The organism is Algoriphagus winogradskyi (assembly GCF_900182815.1).
Classification (GTDB): domain Bacteria; phylum Bacteroidota; class Bacteroidia; order Cytophagales; family Cyclobacteriaceae; genus Algoriphagus; species Algoriphagus winogradskyi.
In genome coordinates, this window is sequence record NZ_FXUA01000006.1 from 228,048 (window position 1) to 245,463 (window position 17,416).

At 41.5% G+C, this 17,416-nt stretch carries 15 protein-coding genes; 12 read left to right on the forward strand and 3 right to left on the reverse strand.

Going from position 1 to position 17,416, the window contains the following annotated elements; genetic code table 11:
• The first annotated feature begins 94 nt into the window (after window positions 1-94).
• The 5 genes from QOL76_RS15845 (at window position 95) to QOL76_RS15865 (ending at window position 9,089) form a co-directional block, all read left to right on the forward strand.
• Window positions 95-763, forward strand: a complete 669-nt coding sequence (locus QOL76_RS15845; protein ID WP_283413950.1) for a response regulator transcription factor — start codon at window positions 95-97, stop codon at window positions 761-763.
• Entirely contained in the window at window positions 760-2,127 is a 1,368-nt protein-coding gene (locus QOL76_RS15850) for a sensor histidine kinase (protein ID WP_283413951.1), read from the forward strand. Before QOL76_RS15845 ends, QOL76_RS15850 begins: the two co-directional genes overlap by 4 nt.
• A gap of 87 nt (window positions 2,128-2,214) precedes the next feature.
• Window positions 2,215-6,540, forward strand: a complete 4,326-nt coding sequence (locus QOL76_RS15855) for a CusA/CzcA family heavy metal efflux RND transporter (protein WP_283413952.1) — start codon at window positions 2,215-2,217, stop codon at window positions 6,538-6,540.
• Window positions 6,540-7,700 carry an efflux RND transporter periplasmic adaptor subunit gene (locus tag QOL76_RS15860; protein WP_283413953.1) on the forward strand — a complete coding sequence of 387 codons (1,161 nt, stop codon included), beginning with the start codon at window positions 6,540-6,542 and terminating at the stop codon, window positions 7,698-7,700. The genes QOL76_RS15855 and QOL76_RS15860 overlap by 1 nt, the downstream gene beginning before the upstream one ends.
• 294 nt (window positions 7,701-7,994) lie before the next feature.
• Window positions 7,995-9,089 (forward strand): alkaline phosphatase family protein, encoded by a 1,095-nt coding sequence (locus QOL76_RS15865; protein WP_283413954.1) that lies wholly within the window; start codon window positions 7,995-7,997, stop codon window positions 9,087-9,089.
• A gap of 13 nt (window positions 9,090-9,102) precedes the next feature.
• On the opposite strand, the gene QOL76_RS15870 is transcribed toward QOL76_RS15865, so the two are convergent.
• The gene (locus QOL76_RS15870; RefSeq protein ID WP_283413955.1) at window positions 9,103-10,653 is read right to left on the reverse strand and encodes a sulfatase-like hydrolase/transferase; all 1,551 of its coding nucleotides are present in this window, start codon (window positions 10,651-10,653) and stop codon (window positions 9,103-9,105) included.
• Between the two features lie 251 nt (window positions 10,654-10,904).
• Between QOL76_RS15870 and QOL76_RS15875 the strand changes: the two genes are divergently transcribed.
• The 7 genes from QOL76_RS15875 (at window position 10,905) to QOL76_RS15905 (ending at window position 15,527) form a co-directional block, all read left to right on the forward strand.
• Window positions 10,905-11,261, forward strand: a complete 357-nt coding sequence (locus QOL76_RS15875; RefSeq protein WP_283413956.1) for a hypothetical protein — start codon at window positions 10,905-10,907, stop codon at window positions 11,259-11,261.
• Window positions 11,262-11,647: 386 nt separating this feature from the next.
• Window positions 11,648-12,433, forward strand: a complete 786-nt coding sequence (locus QOL76_RS15880) for a DUF3050 domain-containing protein (protein WP_283413957.1) — start codon at window positions 11,648-11,650, stop codon at window positions 12,431-12,433.
• 88 nt (window positions 12,434-12,521) lie between these two features.
• Window positions 12,522-12,971, forward strand: a complete 450-nt coding sequence (locus tag QOL76_RS15885) for a GNAT family N-acetyltransferase (RefSeq protein WP_283413958.1) — start codon at window positions 12,522-12,524, stop codon at window positions 12,969-12,971.
• An 85-nt stretch (window positions 12,972-13,056) separates the two neighbouring features.
• Entirely contained in the window at window positions 13,057-14,031 is a 975-nt protein-coding gene (locus QOL76_RS15890; RefSeq protein ID WP_283413959.1) for an MBL fold metallo-hydrolase, read from the forward strand.
• A gap of 11 nt (window positions 14,032-14,042) precedes the next feature.
• On the forward strand, window positions 14,043-14,468 hold the full coding sequence (locus QOL76_RS15895; RefSeq protein WP_283413960.1) for a DoxX family protein: 426 nt from the start codon (window positions 14,043-14,045) through the stop codon (window positions 14,466-14,468).
• A 28-nt stretch (window positions 14,469-14,496) separates the two neighbouring features.
• Complete coding sequence (locus tag QOL76_RS15900) at window positions 14,497-14,913, forward strand: DUF1801 domain-containing protein (RefSeq protein ID WP_283413961.1); 417 nt, start codon at window positions 14,497-14,499, stop codon at window positions 14,911-14,913.
• Between the two features lie 35 nt (window positions 14,914-14,948).
• Complete coding sequence (locus QOL76_RS15905) at window positions 14,949-15,527, forward strand: YdeI/OmpD-associated family protein (RefSeq protein ID WP_283413962.1); 579 nt, start codon at window positions 14,949-14,951, stop codon at window positions 15,525-15,527.
• A 30-nt stretch (window positions 15,528-15,557) separates the two neighbouring features.
• Here QOL76_RS15905 and QOL76_RS15910 read toward each other — a convergent pair whose 3' ends face one another.
• Entirely contained in the window at window positions 15,558-16,262 is a 705-nt protein-coding gene (locus tag QOL76_RS15910) for an SGNH/GDSL hydrolase family protein (protein ID WP_283413963.1), read from the reverse strand.
• A gap of 23 nt (window positions 16,263-16,285) precedes the next feature.
• Window positions 16,286-17,116 carry a sialate O-acetylesterase gene (locus tag QOL76_RS15915; RefSeq protein ID WP_283413964.1) on the reverse strand — a complete coding sequence of 277 codons (831 nt, stop codon included), beginning with the start codon at window positions 17,114-17,116 and terminating at the stop codon, window positions 16,286-16,288.
• Window positions 17,117-17,416 lie beyond the last annotated feature (300 nt).

The following is a 17,416-nucleotide window of genomic DNA, read 5'->3' on the forward strand; positions in this document are numbered from 1 at the left end:
GTAACTTTTGCGGAGCAAAATCAATCACAAAGGAGAAATCAGAAGTGACCTGTGGGTAAGCTTTGTGCTCTTGGTGGTTAAAATACATTCGATCATGCGAATCTTAGTTGTAGAAGATGAACCAGGAATCTCCAGTTTCTTAAAACAAGGCTTGGAAGAAGAATCCTATGCGGTGGATATAGCTGAAAACGGAGACAAAGGACTTCAGCTTGCGCTAAGCGGTGATTATGACCTGTTGCTTTTGGATTGGATGCTACCCTTAAAAAGTGGTGTTGAAGTTTGTCGCGAATTTCGAAAGCAATTTCCAAGTACCCCTGTTATTTTTCTTACGGCAAAAGACACCGTAGATGAGACCATTACTGGTTTGCAATCCGGAGCGAACGATTACATCAAGAAACCCTTTCATTTCGACGAATTATTGGAGCGAATACGGGTACAATTGAGAACAAAGGTGGTTTCTGAAGAAAAATATGTCCTTGGACCAATTACTCTTTTTACGGACAGGCATCAAGTTTTTAAGAATGAAGAAGAGATTCAGCTGACACAAAAAGAATTTTCTTTGCTGGAATACCTGATGAAAAACAAGAATCAGGTTTGCCGACGCACCCAAATTATCGAGGATGTTTGGGATATTCACTTCGAGTATAATACAGGTGTGATTGACGTTTTTATGAATTCCCTCCGGAAAAAGCTCCACTTTACCACCAATGAAGATTACATTCAGACTATCCGTGGGGTAGGATATATTGCGAAGGATTTATGATTATTTCATATAAGGAACGCATAGCGAGTAGGTTAACTTTAGTCACAGCCATGATCGTATTGGTTGTGTTTGCGATTATCTATTTGGTGGTGGATTTTACTGTGGTCCAAAGTATAGATCGTGAGCTCAAGCTGGAGACCGATAAGCACGTAGGGCAGATTTTCCTGGTGGATGGCGAGATTCGTTTTGTGCACAAGGATGAGTGGCAGGAGCAGGAGCATAGCCAGATTCAGCTCAATCCGATTTTCATTGAGATTGTAGATATGCAGGGAAATTCCATGGATAAATCGCCGAATCTTGGTGAGAATCACCTGAGTTTCTCTGGAGATAAAAGAGAGAAAAATGAAGCCTGGACTTTAAAAACCGGTGGCAGGGAAGTTCGACAGATGCAAATCCCCCTTAATCATGCGGGGAAAAGAGAGGGGTTTATGTTGGTGGCAAAGTCTTTTGAGGATGCCAGGCAGTTGCTTACCAACCTTAGAAATATCCTACTCATACTTTATCCCGGTATACTCATTTCCCTGTTTTTGTCGATGAGGTTTCTAGCAGGGAAAAGTATCCAGCCTATTCAAAAAATCATTCAGAAGACCAATCTTATTTCGCAGAGCAATTTAAATGAGAGAATTCCTGTAGCCGAACCCAATGATGAGATTGCCCAGCTTACCAGATCGATAAATGATTTGCTGGCTAGATTGGAGCAAGCTTTGACTCGGGAGAAGCAATTCACCTCAGATGCATCGCATGAGTTGAGAACTCCCTTGGCAGTGATGCGGGGGACATTAGAAGTGCTTATTCGCAAGCCAAGAACTTCCGAGGAGTATGTGGAAAAAGTCAAATTGGCTTTAGAAAGCATAGATCGCATGTCAGAGATGATCGATCAATTGCTTTCTCTGGCTAGAGTTGGAAAAGGGAAAATGGTGCGGGATGAGGTTGAGTTAACTTCGTTTACACAAGCTTTTGCACAGCAATCAGCAGAGGAGTCTGGTCGAGAAATCCTATTTGAAACAAACCTTTCTAAACCGATTTTCCGGCTTGTCAATGAAAAGTCACTTCAGATGATTTTGAACAATCTCCTACAAAATGCCATCAAATACTCTTCCTCCTCTTCTAAAATTATTATGCAAGTAGGAAGTCATGAAGGGGCTCCATTTATTTTGGTAAAAGATGAAGGGAAAGGTATTACAAGTGATTCTTTAGCAAAGATTTTTGATCCATTTTATAGGGAACTTGATGAAACTGGCGCCGCGGTTCCAGGCACAGGCCTAGGTCTTGCAATAGTAAAAAAACTCGCTCTCGAATCCGAAATACAAGTGGAGGTAGAAAGTGAAAAAGGTAGAGGAAGCATCTTCAGATTGATTTTTTAGTAATCAAGTTTAAGGCAATCTTAAGAGAGTTTTTAGGGCATTGAGAAGGTAATAGTACATTTTTGTGATTCAATTATTACCTCCCGTATGTTAGATAGAATCATTCAATGGAGCATAGGGCATAAGCTCATCATATTCATTTTTATAGCCGCCTGGATAGGTTTTGGGGTTTTTGCGCTGAGCAATCTTCCCATAGGAGCAGTCCCAGATGTGACTACAAATCAAGTACAGGTGATTACCACCTCTCGAAATCTTGCGACGGAGGATGTAGAAAAATACCTGACCTACCCAGTGGAGTTGGAAATGGCCAATCTCCCTGGTATCATAGAAATCCGTTCCGTTTCTAAGTTTGGATTGTCAGTAGTTACCATTGTATTCGAAGATAAAATGGGGACTTACCTCCCGAGACAGTTGATCGCTGAGCGGATCAAAATGGCTGAAAAAAGTATTCCGGCTGGCTTTGGGACTCCGACAATGGGGCCTATTTCTACTGGTCTCGGTGAGATTTATCAATATGTGATCGATGTAGAACCTGGCTACGAAAATGAGTATAGCACGACAGATCTTAGAACTATTCAGGATTGGGTAGTCAGAAGGCAGCTTTCTGGAATCGAAGGTGTTGTAGAAGTAAATACTTGGGGAGGATTCCTTAAGCAATACGAAGTTGCGATCAACCCTGAGCGATTGAAAGGCATGCAAATCGACATCGCTGATGTGTTTCATGCCATGGAAAAAAATAACTCTATCGCAGGTGGTGGCTATATTGAAAAGACCAATGAAAGCTTTTTCATTCGTGGTGAAGGCCTCGTTTCCAGTTTAGAAGATATTGGGAATATAGTAGTCGAAGTAAGAAACGGCGCGCCAGTTTATATAAAGGATATTGCTGAAGTGGGGTTTGGCCATGCGAATAGATTTGGTGCTATCACAGCAAACGGAGAAGGAGAAAAAGTGCTTGGTCAGGTGATGATGCTGAAAGGTGCTGATTCCAAAGGGACCATAGACCGTGTGAAAGAACGCTTGGAAGAAATGAAGAACTCTCTTCCTGAAGGTGTGGTGATAAACGGGTTTCTAGATCGTTCTGAACTAATAGGAAGAACCACTTTTACAATTGCGGAAAATCTGATTCTAGGTTGCTTGATTGTAGTCTTTGTGGTGGTATTGTTGCTTGGTAATCTCAGGTCGGGATTGGTAGTTGCCTCCGTGATTCCATTGGCGTTACTTTTTGCCCTGTCCATGATGTATCTCTTCGGTGTAGATGCCAACCTGATGAGTTTGGGGGCGATTGACTTCGGGATTATCATCGATGGAGCGGTGATTATTGTGGAATACATTGCCTATCAATTTACCCGTGCCGATCACCAACTTGCTGGAGTTTCTGCCCTCAAAAAGCAGCAAGCAAAGGATGAAATATCCTTCAATGGAGCTTCGAAAATGATGCATTCTGCCATTTTTGGACAGATCATTATCATCATCGTATTTATCCCGATTTTATCACTTACCGGGGTGGAGGGAAAAATGTTCCGACCTATGGCGGAAGTGTTTTCCTTTGCTTTGGTTGGCGCTATGATTTTGGGATTGACTTATGTTCCAGTCGTTTCAGCCCTATTCCTAAAGACCACTCCTCCGGGCCCAAAGAATATTTCTACACGAATTATTAATGCAATAAACAAGGTGTATGAACCAGCGATTACCTGGGCCTTGGATCATACCAAAGTAGTACTGATTTCTGCTTTTGGCCTTTTGGTGGGAGCAATCATGATTTTTGCCACCATGGGGTCCGAATTTGTGCCTACACTGGATGAGGGGGATTTTGTGATTCAGCCATTTTTGAAAACTGGAACTACGCTCACCAATACAGTGGAAACGATCACGGAGATTGAAAACATTCTCAAACAATTTCCTGAGGTAAAGCAGGTAGTGACTAGGATTGGTGCGGCGGAAATCCCGACTGATCCCATGTCCATGGAAGAAAGTGATGTAATCGTGACATTGAAGCCCCGTTCGGAATGGACTACTGTGGAAACCAAAGATGAGTTGGCAGAGAAATTCAAAGAAGCGCTGGAAGTGATTCCAGGAATGGAATATGAATTTACCCAGCCCATAGAGATGCGATTCAATGAATTGATCACAGGTGTGCGAGCTGATTTGGCGATCAAAGTTTTTGGGGAAGACTTGGATGTGTTGCTTTCTACAGCTCAGGAAATCGAAGCTGCAATACAGGGTGTAGAAGGTGCAGCGGATATTATTCTGGAAAAAGTGGATGGTTTACCACAAATGAAAATCGAATACAACCGTGGTAAAATTGCCAAGTTTGGATTGAATATTTCAGACCTGAATGAAGTCGTTACTATGGGATTTGCGGGGATGACGGCTGGGACGGTTTTCGAAGGTGAAAAGCAATTTGACCTGGTGGTGAGATTTGCGGAGCCTTTCCGCAAGGATATCAAAAATCTGGAACAAGCTTCCATTCAGCTTCCCAATGGGGGTTCTGTACCTCTTTCAGAATTAGCGACTATCAGCTATACTAAAGGACCTGCGAAAATCTCCCGGGATAATACCCAACGCCGAGTAGTAATCGGCGTGAATGTGCGAAATCGTGACTTACAATCTGTAGTAGATGATATTCAGGCTATTGTAAATAATCAGATTGAGTTGCCGGAAGGCTATCTGGTGGATTATGGGGGGCAGTTTGAAAACCTTCAGAAAGCCAGAAACAGACTCATGGTTGCTGTTCCAGTGGCGCTTCTCCTGATTTTCATTCTCTTATATTTTGCTTTTTCGTCTTCAAGGGACGCGCTGATGATTTACTCGGCCATTCCACTTTCTGCCATAGGAGGAGTGCTTTTGCTTTGGGCGCGGGACATGCCATTCAGTATTTCTGCAGGTGTAGGATTTATCGCACTTTTCGGTATAGCCGTACTGAATGGAATCGTACTTATCGAACATTTCAAATCCATGGAATCACATTATACCAATATCAAAGACTTGGTGATTAGAGGAGCCAAAGAGCGGTTGAGACCGGTTTTGCTTACTGCCTCAGCGGCTGCACTTGGCTTTTTGCCAATGGCAATCTCCAATTCCGCAGGAGCAGAAGTTCAGCGTCCACTAGCAACGGTGGTAGTTGGAGGTCTGATTTCAGCCACCTTCCTAACCCTAATTGTACTTCCTGTATTGTACGTTTTATTCAAAACTAAAACAGGAGGTTCCTCATCTACTTCCAAAAAAGTCTTGGCTTCCTTGGTACTGATTTCAGTGTTTTCTTTTTCTGCTACTGGGCAGGAAACTCCGATGACATTGGAACGGGCAATTGAAATAGGGATGGAGCAAAATCTCAACCTTCAGGCTGCCAACAAATCCCTGGAGATGGCGAATGCCAAGATCGGCCAAGGCTGGAATCTGGATAAGACTAATGTGTATTATTCCGAAGATAAAAATGACATCGCTGAAAACGGGGTTTACAACAGAAAGTGGGGGATAAGTCAAACCCTTGCTTTTCCTACGCTTTATGGCGCTCAGAAAAACGCCTTGGAAGCAGGGGCCGAGATGCAGCTCAGTCAGTTTGAGTTGCAAAAAAGAAAGCTGGAAGGTCAAATAAGCAAAGGCTTCATTGAAGTGAGGTATTGGCAGGATTTGATCCAAAACTACGACTACTTAGATTCACTTTATGCGGAGTTTTCCCGAGCTGCCTCGCGAAAATTTGAAACCGGAGAAAGCAATTACCTGGAGAAGCTGACTGCTGAAGGAAAGCGTCAGGAGATCAGTCTGAAGAAATCTGAGGCCAACGAGAATTACCTGATGGCCATGGATGAGTTGAAGCTTCTACTGAATTGGGAGGGCGAGTTGGTGCTCGCTGAGGAAGCGATTGATTTTGATACTTCTTTGATGCAGGACTGGTCCTCACACCCAGGCGTGGCCTATTATGAAAGTGCTGTGACTCAATCCGGGTATCAGATTCAGACCGAAAAGCGAAAGCTTCTCCCTGACATTAACTTGGATGTGTTTCGCGGGACAAACCCAGGAGCGAATGCTAAAGTCTACCCTGGCTTTCAGGCGGGATTGTCAATTCCGCTCTTTTATGGAGCTCAAAAAGCAAATGTGCAAAGCAGTGAATTCCAGCAGCAAAAGATCCAATTGGAAGCGGAGCAATACAGAAACCAGCTGGAAAACCGTGCTCAGCAATTGCACAGAAAGCTGGATCAGAACATCCGAGTGATTACCTATTACGAGGAAGAAGGCAAAACGCTTTCGCTTCAGATCCTAGAACAGGCCCGGAGATCCTATCAAGAGGGAGAAATTGATTTTCTCCAGTATGTGCAGTTAATGGAGAACTCTAGGACGATCACCTTGCAATACCTGCAGAGCAAATTTGCTTATCAACAAACTATTTTGGAAATCAACTACCTTCTGAACTGATGAAGAATCACACCTTAAAATCAATCTTTTCTGCTTCCCTTTTGGCGAGTAGCTTGTTTTTCTTTCAATGCACAGGATCTGGTACATCCGAATCCGAAGGAGTGGAAGTGGAGGCGGGAACAACTTCAGGACCTTTCATTACTGTCTCGCAGAAGCAATTTGAGACGATGAAAATGACTTGGGGAAGTCCTAAACTCGAGGAGTTTTCAGAGGGAATTTCCGTGCAAGGCATGGTAAAAGTTCCGGTAGAGGGTATTCAGGAGATTTCGGCTTATTTCGGTGGCTACGTAAGTGGTTTGAATAAACTCGAAGGTGAGCCTGTAAGAAAAGGAGAAGTGCTTTTCTACTTGGAAAACACAGACTTCATCCGTTTGCAGCAGGATTATTTGGAGACAAGCAGTCAACTGAATTACCTAAAAGCAGAATACGAACGACAAGAGACCTTATTTGGGGAGAAAATCGCTTCACAGAAAAACTTCCTTAAAGCTGAAGCTGATTTTCAGGCTACCAAAGCCAAGGCAGAAAGCTTGAAACGTCAATTGGCTTTAATTAATATCAACGCTGATCAGTTGAAGCCAGAGAATATTCGTTCTAAAGTTCCCGTTTTATCACCAATTGCAGGTTTTGTTGATGGGATTCATTTGGTGCAGGGCTCATTTTTGTCGGTGGGGGGGAAAGCAATGACTATTATCAGTAAAGAGCATTTGCATATAGAATTGGTGGTGTTCGAAAAAGATGCTGCAAATATCCATAAAGGTCAAAAAGTACTCGTTACCATTCCAGATCTTCCAGGCAAGACCTTGGAAGCTGAAGTATTTGTCGTAGGTCAGTCGATCAATAATGAGCGTCAGATCAATGTGCATGCGCATTTGCCGGATGAAAAAGAGGAAGCTTTACTTTTTCCAGGAATGTTCTTGGAGGCGAAATTAATTCAGGATCCAAAAGAAGCTTGGGTTGTTCCGGTCACTGCTGTGGTGGTGTCGGAAGGAGAAAGCTATGTGCTGGTACAACGGGAAAAGTCTGAAGCTGGATATAGACTGGAAAAAGTCCCGGTGGTGACAGGCTTGGAAAGCGATGGGATGATAGAGCTTTTACCAAATGCTTCATTTGATGCCAATACAGTGATTCTTACCAAAGGAGGATTCAATTTGTTGCCTTAGGTTTATAACCTCAGAGTTGAATTATTTCGAATAGTTTTGCTTTTGGTGAGCAATAATCCATGGCTTAGCTGGATTACGTCGGAATAGATAAACCTTTTGTGAGCTGGTAAGCACGGTAATAGCGATGCCTATTACCGGGCTTAATTTTTACGGACGGGATTTTATTCCAAACCATCTCAAAATAGGCAAATTCATTCTATGATAATCTTCTAGTAATCCCCCTTCCACCTGCTTAAGATTACTTTTGGTAACTTGTCTTTTCACATATCAATTTTCAAAATCTCAAAGAAAACCATGTTTAAGAAATCAATCATATGGGCTGCTTTTGCATTACTCATTATTCAAACAGCGAAGGTGGAGGCTCAGGAATACAAAACTGAAAATGTTATTTTGATCACCTTGGATGGAATGAGATGGCAGGAAGTATTCACAGGTGCGGATTCCTTGCTGGTGGATGATACTGGAATGATTGAGACGCCTGGTTCCTTATTACCTGATTTTTGGGAAGTGAATCCAAGTAAGCGCAGGGAGATGCTATTTCCCTTTTTATGGAATACCATTGCTAATCATGGTCAAATCTATGGTAACCGAGCTTATGGTAATATGGTATATAACAGTAATGCTTTATGGTTTTCCTATCCGGGTTACAATGAAGTGTTAAGTGGATTCGCAGATGATCAGCGAATTACCAGCAACGATAAAATCAACAATCCAAATGTGACTTTTCTGGAGTATTTAAACCAGAAACCTGAGTTCAAAGGAAAAGTACTGGCCTTTGGGTCATGGGATGTTTTTCCTTACATAGTAAATGAAGAACGTAGCGGAGTGCCAGTAAATGCTGGTTTTGATATTGCAGAAGGTGATAACCTAAGCCCTGAAGAATTGCTGACCAATAAAATGCAATCCGAAATCCGTGGTCCATGGGGAGGGGTGAGATTGGATGTCTTCACGCAGAATTATGCTATGGCGGCTTTGAAAAATCAGAAGCCAAGAGTACTATATATATCCTATGGAGAGACGGATGATTGGGCGCACGAAAATCACTACGATCAGTACCTTTGGTCAGCCAAACAAACAGATGCCTACATCAAAGAAATCTGGGATTTCGTGCAATCAGACCCACAGTACAAAGACAAGACTACCTTGATCATCACTACAGATCACGGGCGTGGCACCAGCAAAACTTCTTGGAGAGGTCACGGCTCATCTATTCCAGATGCAGGACAAATCTGGATGGCGGCTATAGGGCCGGATACCCCAGCTGGAGGAGAAATGAAGGTACAAGGGCAATGGCAATCAGCCATGATCGCACGCACTATTTTCAAATTGCTAGGAATGGATTATCCAGATGAAAAAGCTGGGAAAGTAATAGAAGAGATGGTGAACTAATATACCGAAACTATTATAGGGATTTGACCTGCTCAGGCACGATCAACTCTAATATCTTACCATCTTTCTCAGGAAACTTAGCACTTTTATCTTTCATTTCATTTGCCATAGCTTCCATCATAATCCTTAGCTGGGCTGGATTGCTTTCAGCAAGATTTTCCATTTCAAATGGATCCGCTTTTAGGTTAAAAAGCTCATAAGTAGCTTCTCCATCTACAGGATAATGATAGATTACTTTCCATTCTGATTTTACCAAACTGGTAAAGTAATTGGAGCGGTGATTTCCATGTGGGAAATGATTCAAAAACAGCTCGTCTCTACTCGAGTTTTGCTCAGCATTTAGTTGAGTTTGAAGCGGGAAACCATCCAAGATATGTCCTTCGGGATTTGGAATGTCTGCCAATGTTAAAAGGGTAGGAAACAGATCTATGATAGTTCCAACTTGTTCCTGAATTGCATTTTGGGCGATAGGTAGTTTTTGATGCCTTGGAGAATTGTTATCTGGACTGACCCAAGCAGCGATGAAAGGAACCCGCATTCCGCCTTCCCAGTGATTTCCTTTTTTGCCTTTTAGCGGAGTGGAACTGCTGTAGTCATTTTCTATTGGCAGGGGGGCATCCGAACCGTTATCTCCCAAAAATAGTATTAGTGTGTTTTCTCCTAATCCTAGCTCCTTCACATGCTGCATGATGTCACCCAGAGATTTGTCAATTCCCTCAATCAAGGTGGCGTAGGCTTGAGCTTTTTCCGGCATGCCGGAGTCTTTATACTTTTCCGCAAAGCGGGGATCAGAATAAAATGGAGCATGCACTGCATAATGCGCCATGTTAAGAAAGAAAGGTTTTCCTTCTTCCTTCGCTTGTGTGATAGCTGCATTTGCTTCTAGCGTCAATGCCTCAGTCAGAAAAATGTCCTGACCATGGTACTTTTCCAAACCGGGAACTGCCCTTGATTTATTTCCACCTGTATGTCCAAAGGCTTCTGTACCCAAATAACTACCTGGCTGACCTATAGAACTTCCTGCAATATTGATATCAAAACCAAGATTCAGTGGGTCTTCACCTTCGCTGTTGAATGGTCCAAAATGGGCTTTACCAACATGGATTGTCTTGTAGCCATTTTGCTGCAAAAGCTTAGGAAGAGTCAAGGAGGTTTTGGTCAGTCCATTCCAGTTCCAATCAGTTGGGCCAAATTCTGTTCGGTTATTTTCCTCAGATCTAATCCAATTGGTGACTCTGTGACGGGCGGAGTTTTGGCCTGTGAGAATGGAAGTTCGTGAAGGCGAGCAAACCGAGTGGGCATAAAAATTGGAAAAACGGATGCCTTGACTTGCCAACTTCTCCATGTTTGGAGTGGTATAAAATTCATTCAAATTGTAACTGACCGGGTTGCCTTCTGAGTCAGTAAGAAAGGGAACTGAAGTGTCCATTAGGCCCATATCATCTACCAGAAACACAATGATATTGGGTGGAGATATAGCTTTTTCCTTGGTGGTACAGGCAATCGATAAAATAACTAGCAACGCATAGGTTGCAAGGAGTGAAGTCAGTCTAGGTTTTTGCATTTTATTGAATTGAGACTTGAAGGAGTGTTTGCTAAGGTACAAATTTAGGGTTGTTGAGTTTTTGGGAAAGTTACCTTTTCTTAAAGCCCATTTCTTCCACAACCTTTCAGTGTGATATTCAAGAGCAAAACCAATCTTTCTCCACTGGCTTTTCGGGAGTCTTTTAATTGATAATTTTTGAAACCTGAGTAGAAAGGAGATTTGAAAAATTATTAGTTTTAGCTTACTGTTTAGTTTTTCTTATCTGCCCAATGGAAAGAGCAAAAATTGTCGATTACTACCTTCAGAAGATCAATGATAAGGACTTTGATCTTTATGACGCCAGGAAGGAGATGGAAAAGAATAACATTGAGGAAGAGGAAATAAAGGTCATCATTAGATTGTTGGATAATCAGATCCATCGGGGTCTAATTCAAAAGTCACATCGGGATAAATCAAAGGAAATGATTGGGATTGGAGCCGTTTTAACTTTTATAGGTGCCGGTATCACGATTGGTACTTACACTGGAATTCTCAATACTGGTGACTCTTTCTTAATTGTTTTTGGACCTGTGGTGGCAGGAATTTCCATATTGGTGGGAGGCTTGTCACTTCGAAAGAAGGTTTAGGTCAATTCAGGTTTATTATTACGATCTACTTTTTTATCACAGTGATTTCTGGATGGGAATAGGCACGGATTTTCCTTTTTGTTAATTCAGAAGCTTTTTAATTATATGATTATCCGCCATGATGCCAGTAACCTTAAAATCTTTGCTTAACTGGTCGGAAGACCGATGACCGAAGACCGAAGCGGCCTCATTATTTAAGTTTAACATATCCTATATTGCTTTTGCCTCCGTACTGGTAGAAAAGCGGATATACATATTTAATTAAATTGTAAAAAATTAAATAAAGTATAAAACTCTTCCTGTATTTTTTTCAGTTTTGCATCCAAATAGATGAGTTGCTTCGTATGGTTTGATGCCAAATCGAATTTCTCACCGAAAAGGAAAACATGATTAACACGAATAGAATTGCTCATATAGAGCAAGAAATCTCTGGCTTGAGAAGCCAATTGCAGCATCACCCGCTTTATAGTAACCTTCAGAATCTTGATGATATCAGACTTTTCATGGAAAACCATGCCTTTGCAGTTTGGGATTTCATGTCATTGCTGAAGGCGCTTCAAATGAAATTGACCACTGTGCAGATCCCTTGGACTCCTAGCCAAAATCCTACTCTGGCCAGATTTATCAATGAAATTGTTCACGGAGAGGAAAGTGACATTAATGAATTGGGCGAGCCTAAAAGTCATTATGAAATGTACTTAGATGCCATGATTCAACTTGGAGCAGGTACAAATCAGATCCAAAGATTTGTCCAACATATTCAGGAAGGAATGAGCATTGCTGAAGGATTTGAAGAAGTCGAGGTACATGAGAGCGTAGAAGAATTTGTGAAGTTTTCTTTTGCAGTGATAGCAACCCAAAAACCTCATCTAATTGCTTCCGCATTTACTTTTGGAAGGGAAGATGTGATACCGGATATGTTTATTTCGATCTTGAAACAGGCGGATGTAGAGAATGTTCACTACAATAAACTGAGATATTATCTGGAACGACATATAGAATTGGATGGCGATGAGCATGGGCCTTTGTCCTTAAAAATGATATCAGAACTCTGTGGAAATGATGATCAGAAATGGGAAGAGACCTTGGAAGTTGCCAAACAAGCACTTCAGCAAAGAATATCGCTTTGGGATGGGATTGCTAAGCAAATCGGAAACGCGGAATTGGTGTAGGTTTTTTTACCTAGCACTGCTCGGTATTAAATATATCGCTCCTTTGCCATTAAAGTCTTATTCGCAATGCGACAAAATCCAAAAGTTTATGACTTACCCAATCAGTAAAATAGCACCATCAGAATATCCGCAAGTTGTAGAGCTTTGGGAGGCTTCCGTCCGTGCTACGCATGAGTTTTTACCGGAAGAAGATATCCAGTTTTTCAAGCCACTGATTTTGAATGAGTATTTAAAAGCTGTGGAATTGAATTGTGTTAGGGATGATTCTGGCAAAATTTTAGGTTTTTCCGGTGTGGCAGAAGGCAATCTGGAAATGCTCTTTGTCCATCCCGTCTTTGCAGGAAAAGGCATAGGTAAAGCTCTATTAACGTATGCGCTAGAGAATCTTGGCGTATCCAAAGTGGACGTCAATGAGCAAAATCCAAAAGCGACAGCATTCTATCTGAAAAATGGATTTGAAATCATTGGGCGATCTGAATTGGATGGCACTGGCAAGCCCTATCCGATTTTGCATCTGGAGATATCGAAAAAACCTTGATCCCGTAAAGTATTTTCCTGTCAATTGTTAGATGCTTATCTTGAGGATTAGTTTAGTATTTAGCCTCCAATTGACCTAATGACTCATGTATAAGAGTTCTTTTGCTTTTTTATTTCTCTCATTTTTCTTTTTCGCTTGCGAAAGCAAGACTCCAACAGGAAGTAGTGCCATAGAAGCTCCAAAAAGCACTTCAAAGGTAACCTCCATAGTCGTTCTCGGCACAATTCAAGACGGAGGATCTCCCCACATCGGTTGCAATAAGGAATGCTGCAAGGATCTTTTCGAAAATCCAGATAAAGACAGACAGGTGGTTTCTTTAGGTTTGTTTGATGCTGTAACTGATAAAAATTACCTTTTCGAAGCCACACCAGACATCACTAGACAGGTGAAAACTTTGAAGAGTTTTGGTTCTGAAAGTAAAAGTGAAATGCCAGATGGGATTTTCTTGACTCATGCACATATTGGACACTACGCGGGCTTGATGTTTTTGGGAAAAGAAGCTCGGGATGCCAAAAGAGTACCCGTATTTGCCATGCCGAGAATGACGGAATTTCTTCAGAATGATGGGCCTTGGAGCCAGTTGGTGAACAATGAAAATATTTCCTTGGTACCTATTGAAAATGAAAAACCAGTTATCCTATCCGAGCAATTACAAGTGATACCGCTACAAGTTCCACATCGGGATGAATTCTCCGAAACTGTCGGGTATAAGATTATTGGTCCTAATAAGAGTGCACTTTTTATTCCTGATATTGATAAATGGGAAAAGTGGGAGAAGGATATTGTAGATGAAATAAGGAAAGTGGATTTTGCATTTGTAGATGCGACGTTTTTCAGTGGGAAGGAGCTTGATAATCGGGATATGTCAGAGATTCCTCATCCATTTATTATGGAAAGTATGGCGAAGTTTGCTGGCTTAACTACTGAAGAAAAATCCAAGGTTGTATTCATCCATTTCAATCATACCAATCCGGTGATAGATCCGAATAGTGAAGAGACAAAACTGGTGTTGGAAAAGGGGTTTCGAATAGCCAGGATTAGAGATGTTTTTGAGTTATAAATTAGTAAAGCATGAAAAGTAAATTCATTAAACTGTTTTTAAGACTGGCGATTTCCCTTTCATTTTTGTCTGCTGTGGCAGATCGTTTTGGAATGTGGCCAGCAGAAGTTTCAGTTTGGGGTAATTGGCAGAGCTTCGTGGATTACACAGCACTTATCAATCCCTGGATGCCAGTTTCGATTATACCAGCGCTAGCAGGTATTGCTACAATAGCTGAAATTGCCTTCGCTTTATTTCTTCTGTTGGGATTTAAAACAGAGCTTTTTGCTAAACTGAGTGGTGTTCTGATGTTGATCTTTGCTTTATCAATGGCATTCTCCATTGGGCTCAAAGCAGGGTTTGACTACTCTGTGTTTACTGCTTCGGCAGCAGCATTTGGGCTAAGTCAACTCAAAGAAAAATTCCTAGAAGTAGATGGTTTAAAGGCCAAGGAATGAAAATAGGGTACTATTAATAAATTCGAAGATGGAATTAAATTCAAACCTAGAAGTAGCAGCAGTTTTTTCGAAGTATCCAGACTCGGTTCGTGATAAAATGTTAAACCTTCGCCGATTGGTGTTGGAGGTTGCTGAGGAAATTGGGTTGTCGAGCTTGGAGGAAACGCTCAAATGGGGAGAGCCAAGCTTTCTTGCTAAAAAAGGAAGTACCATTCGTATGGACTGGAAAGCCAAAAATCCTGATCAATATGCGATGTATTTCAAATGTACGAGTAAACTGGTGCCCAGTTTCCGCCTGGCATACGATGAGGTGTTTGCCTATGAAGGGAATAGGGCGATTGTCTTTAAAATGGATGAAGAAATTCCGGAAACTGAATTAAAAAACTGCATCAAAGCTGCTTTAACCTATCACCAAGTAAAGCAACTTCCGATGTTGGGATTATAGTTTAAATTGATCTTCCGCTAAATAATTGTTTTAAAATGAATCCAAAAGTTGACTTCTTTTTTGACAAAGCTTCTAAATGGCAAAAGGAATACAAGCAATTGAGAGGATTAATTCTTGACTGTGGGTTGATCGAGGAATTGAAATGGGGAGTGCCTTGCTATACCTTTCAAGGAAGTAATGTGGTGTTGATTCATGGCTTTAAGGAATACTGTGCGCTGCTTTTTCACAAGGGAGCTTTGCTTAATAATGCAGAGGGTATCCTGATTCAGCAAACCGAGAATGTACAGAGTGCACGGCAGATTCGATTTACGAATCTTCAAGAGATAATAGAATTGAGTAAGGTATTGAAGTCTTATGTTTTTGAAGCGATTGAGGTAGAGAAAGCTGGATTGAAAGTAGAATTGAAAAAGACTAAAGAATATGACATTCCCGAGGAGTTTCAAGTCAAATTAGATGCTGATCCAGGGTTGAAAGAGGCTTTTTATTCCCTGACACCTGGACGACAACGAGGCTATCTATTGCATTTTGCGACAGCAAAGCAGGCTAAAACTAGAGAGGCTAGAGTGGAAAAGTTGATACCGCAGATTCTCAGTGGAAAGGGACTGAATGATTAGTCGTAATTATTCAATTTTTTGTTGAGATTCTCAATCTGGAAACGCTAAAAATGCCACCTGAAGCTCGCCTATTTTCTTATAACCAGCTTCATTCATGTGGATAGGATCGGTATAGTAGAGATCCTTGTTATACGTATTATAACCACCTAAAGTAAACTGATCCAAGTAAGGTATGCCATGTAGTTGGCAGATTTTCTTTTGCATGTTTACGTGCTCGGCCATTCCATTTTCGGTAAATGGGTCATAAGCACCTCTATCGTTGAATGCTTTGCTGGACGTGAAGAAGTAAATCTGAGCTTTCGGGTTGATTTCGTAGATTTTCTTGATGCAGTAATTAATCCCTCCAGCTTGAGTTACCAGCTTCTCTTCATCAAAACCATCGAACTCCGAGTAGTCAGTATAGCTGCCAATTTCTCTTTTATTGGTGTAATCATTGGTGGAGGCCCAAAGTATATAAATGTCGAAAACTCCAGCCTCATCCACTTGCTGCTGTAATGATTTGCCTTGAAGAGAAGAGAAGCCAGCTCCTCCAACACCAAAATTTGTAACCGTCATTCCCAGCTTTTCTTTCCACATATTTTTGGCAACTTCACTTTCTGGTATGACAGAGACAGAGCCTCCAAAAACGGCCACAGACTTCCCATAATTGTATGATGCTTTAAGATCCTGCTGCGCAAAAATACTTGTAGAAACTAATAGGAAAGCGAAGCTTAAATAGTGTTTGAGGTAACTCATTTGGGTTGAATTATAGGGTGTTTTTATTTGTAAATGGTAGTACAGTTTGTTTGCACTTTTAGCATTTCTGCAGCGTAGCGAATCCCAAGAGCATGGTAAGAATCCGAGTCAAAATGGGTGTCGTCTCCTTTGTGATTCAGCCCTTGGGCGGTGACTAAGCCTATACAATCATGTGAAGCAGCAATATCACGAATTACTCCGTTCATAGCTTCAGCAAAAGGTGCTTTGGGATAGAAGAAGTAGCCTAGTTCACCAATGACTACAGGAATGTCAGCTATTCCCAAATCTGATTTGAGAGCATTCAACATAGCCTCAAATTTTTGTGTGTATTCGGTAACACCTGCTTCCGTATTGGAGTCTGATTCTCCCTGATGCCAGATGATACCTTTCAAAGTGCCAGATTCCATCGCTTTTTTTGCCCGGCGAATCATGTCGTCGTATGGATAGGTGTTGGTTTGTCTGTGGATAGAATCTGCAAACCAGGCGTTTATAGAACTTCCTCCTACTGCGGTAGGAATGAGCCCTATTTTGATATTTGTGTTTTCGTTAGCCATTATTTTCCCAAAAGTCAGCCCAAGACCAGTGCCTGCAGCAGGCTTGTCAAAGTGCATGGGATCTTTTGCCAATACCCAGTTTTCTGCCTTATCCAGCATCAATACGCGTGGATGGCTGAGCGTGTCGATAGCTTCCACTTCCCCTCTGCCAGCCATGTTGGATTGGCCCATCAGGAGATAGAGGTGAAAATTCTCTTCGGTAGAGCTTTTGTCTAAGGTATTGGTGGGGATGTTTTTTTGGCCAGTGCAACCTATAATAATCAGACAAAAAAGTAAAAATATGAGGTTAATGGGTTTCATTTTTAATGGTTTTAGGATGGTTAAAATACTAGATATTAGTATATCTAAATAGTACTTGTTGTTATTATATTAGGTTGTAGATGGAGATGTGCCGTGCCTACAGCACTTTGAGAATTTAGTTAGACAGTTTAGACTGGACTAAAGTCCAGCCTTACAAAATGGATCAAGCCTACGGCTTTTGGATTAAATAGGTATTCATCGTGAAATAAGTAGAGAGAATGATTATTCAAATGGATTTTACTTTATATCTGTGGAATTATCCTTATGGCAAAAATGTGAAAGTTAAGGAAGAGCCATTGG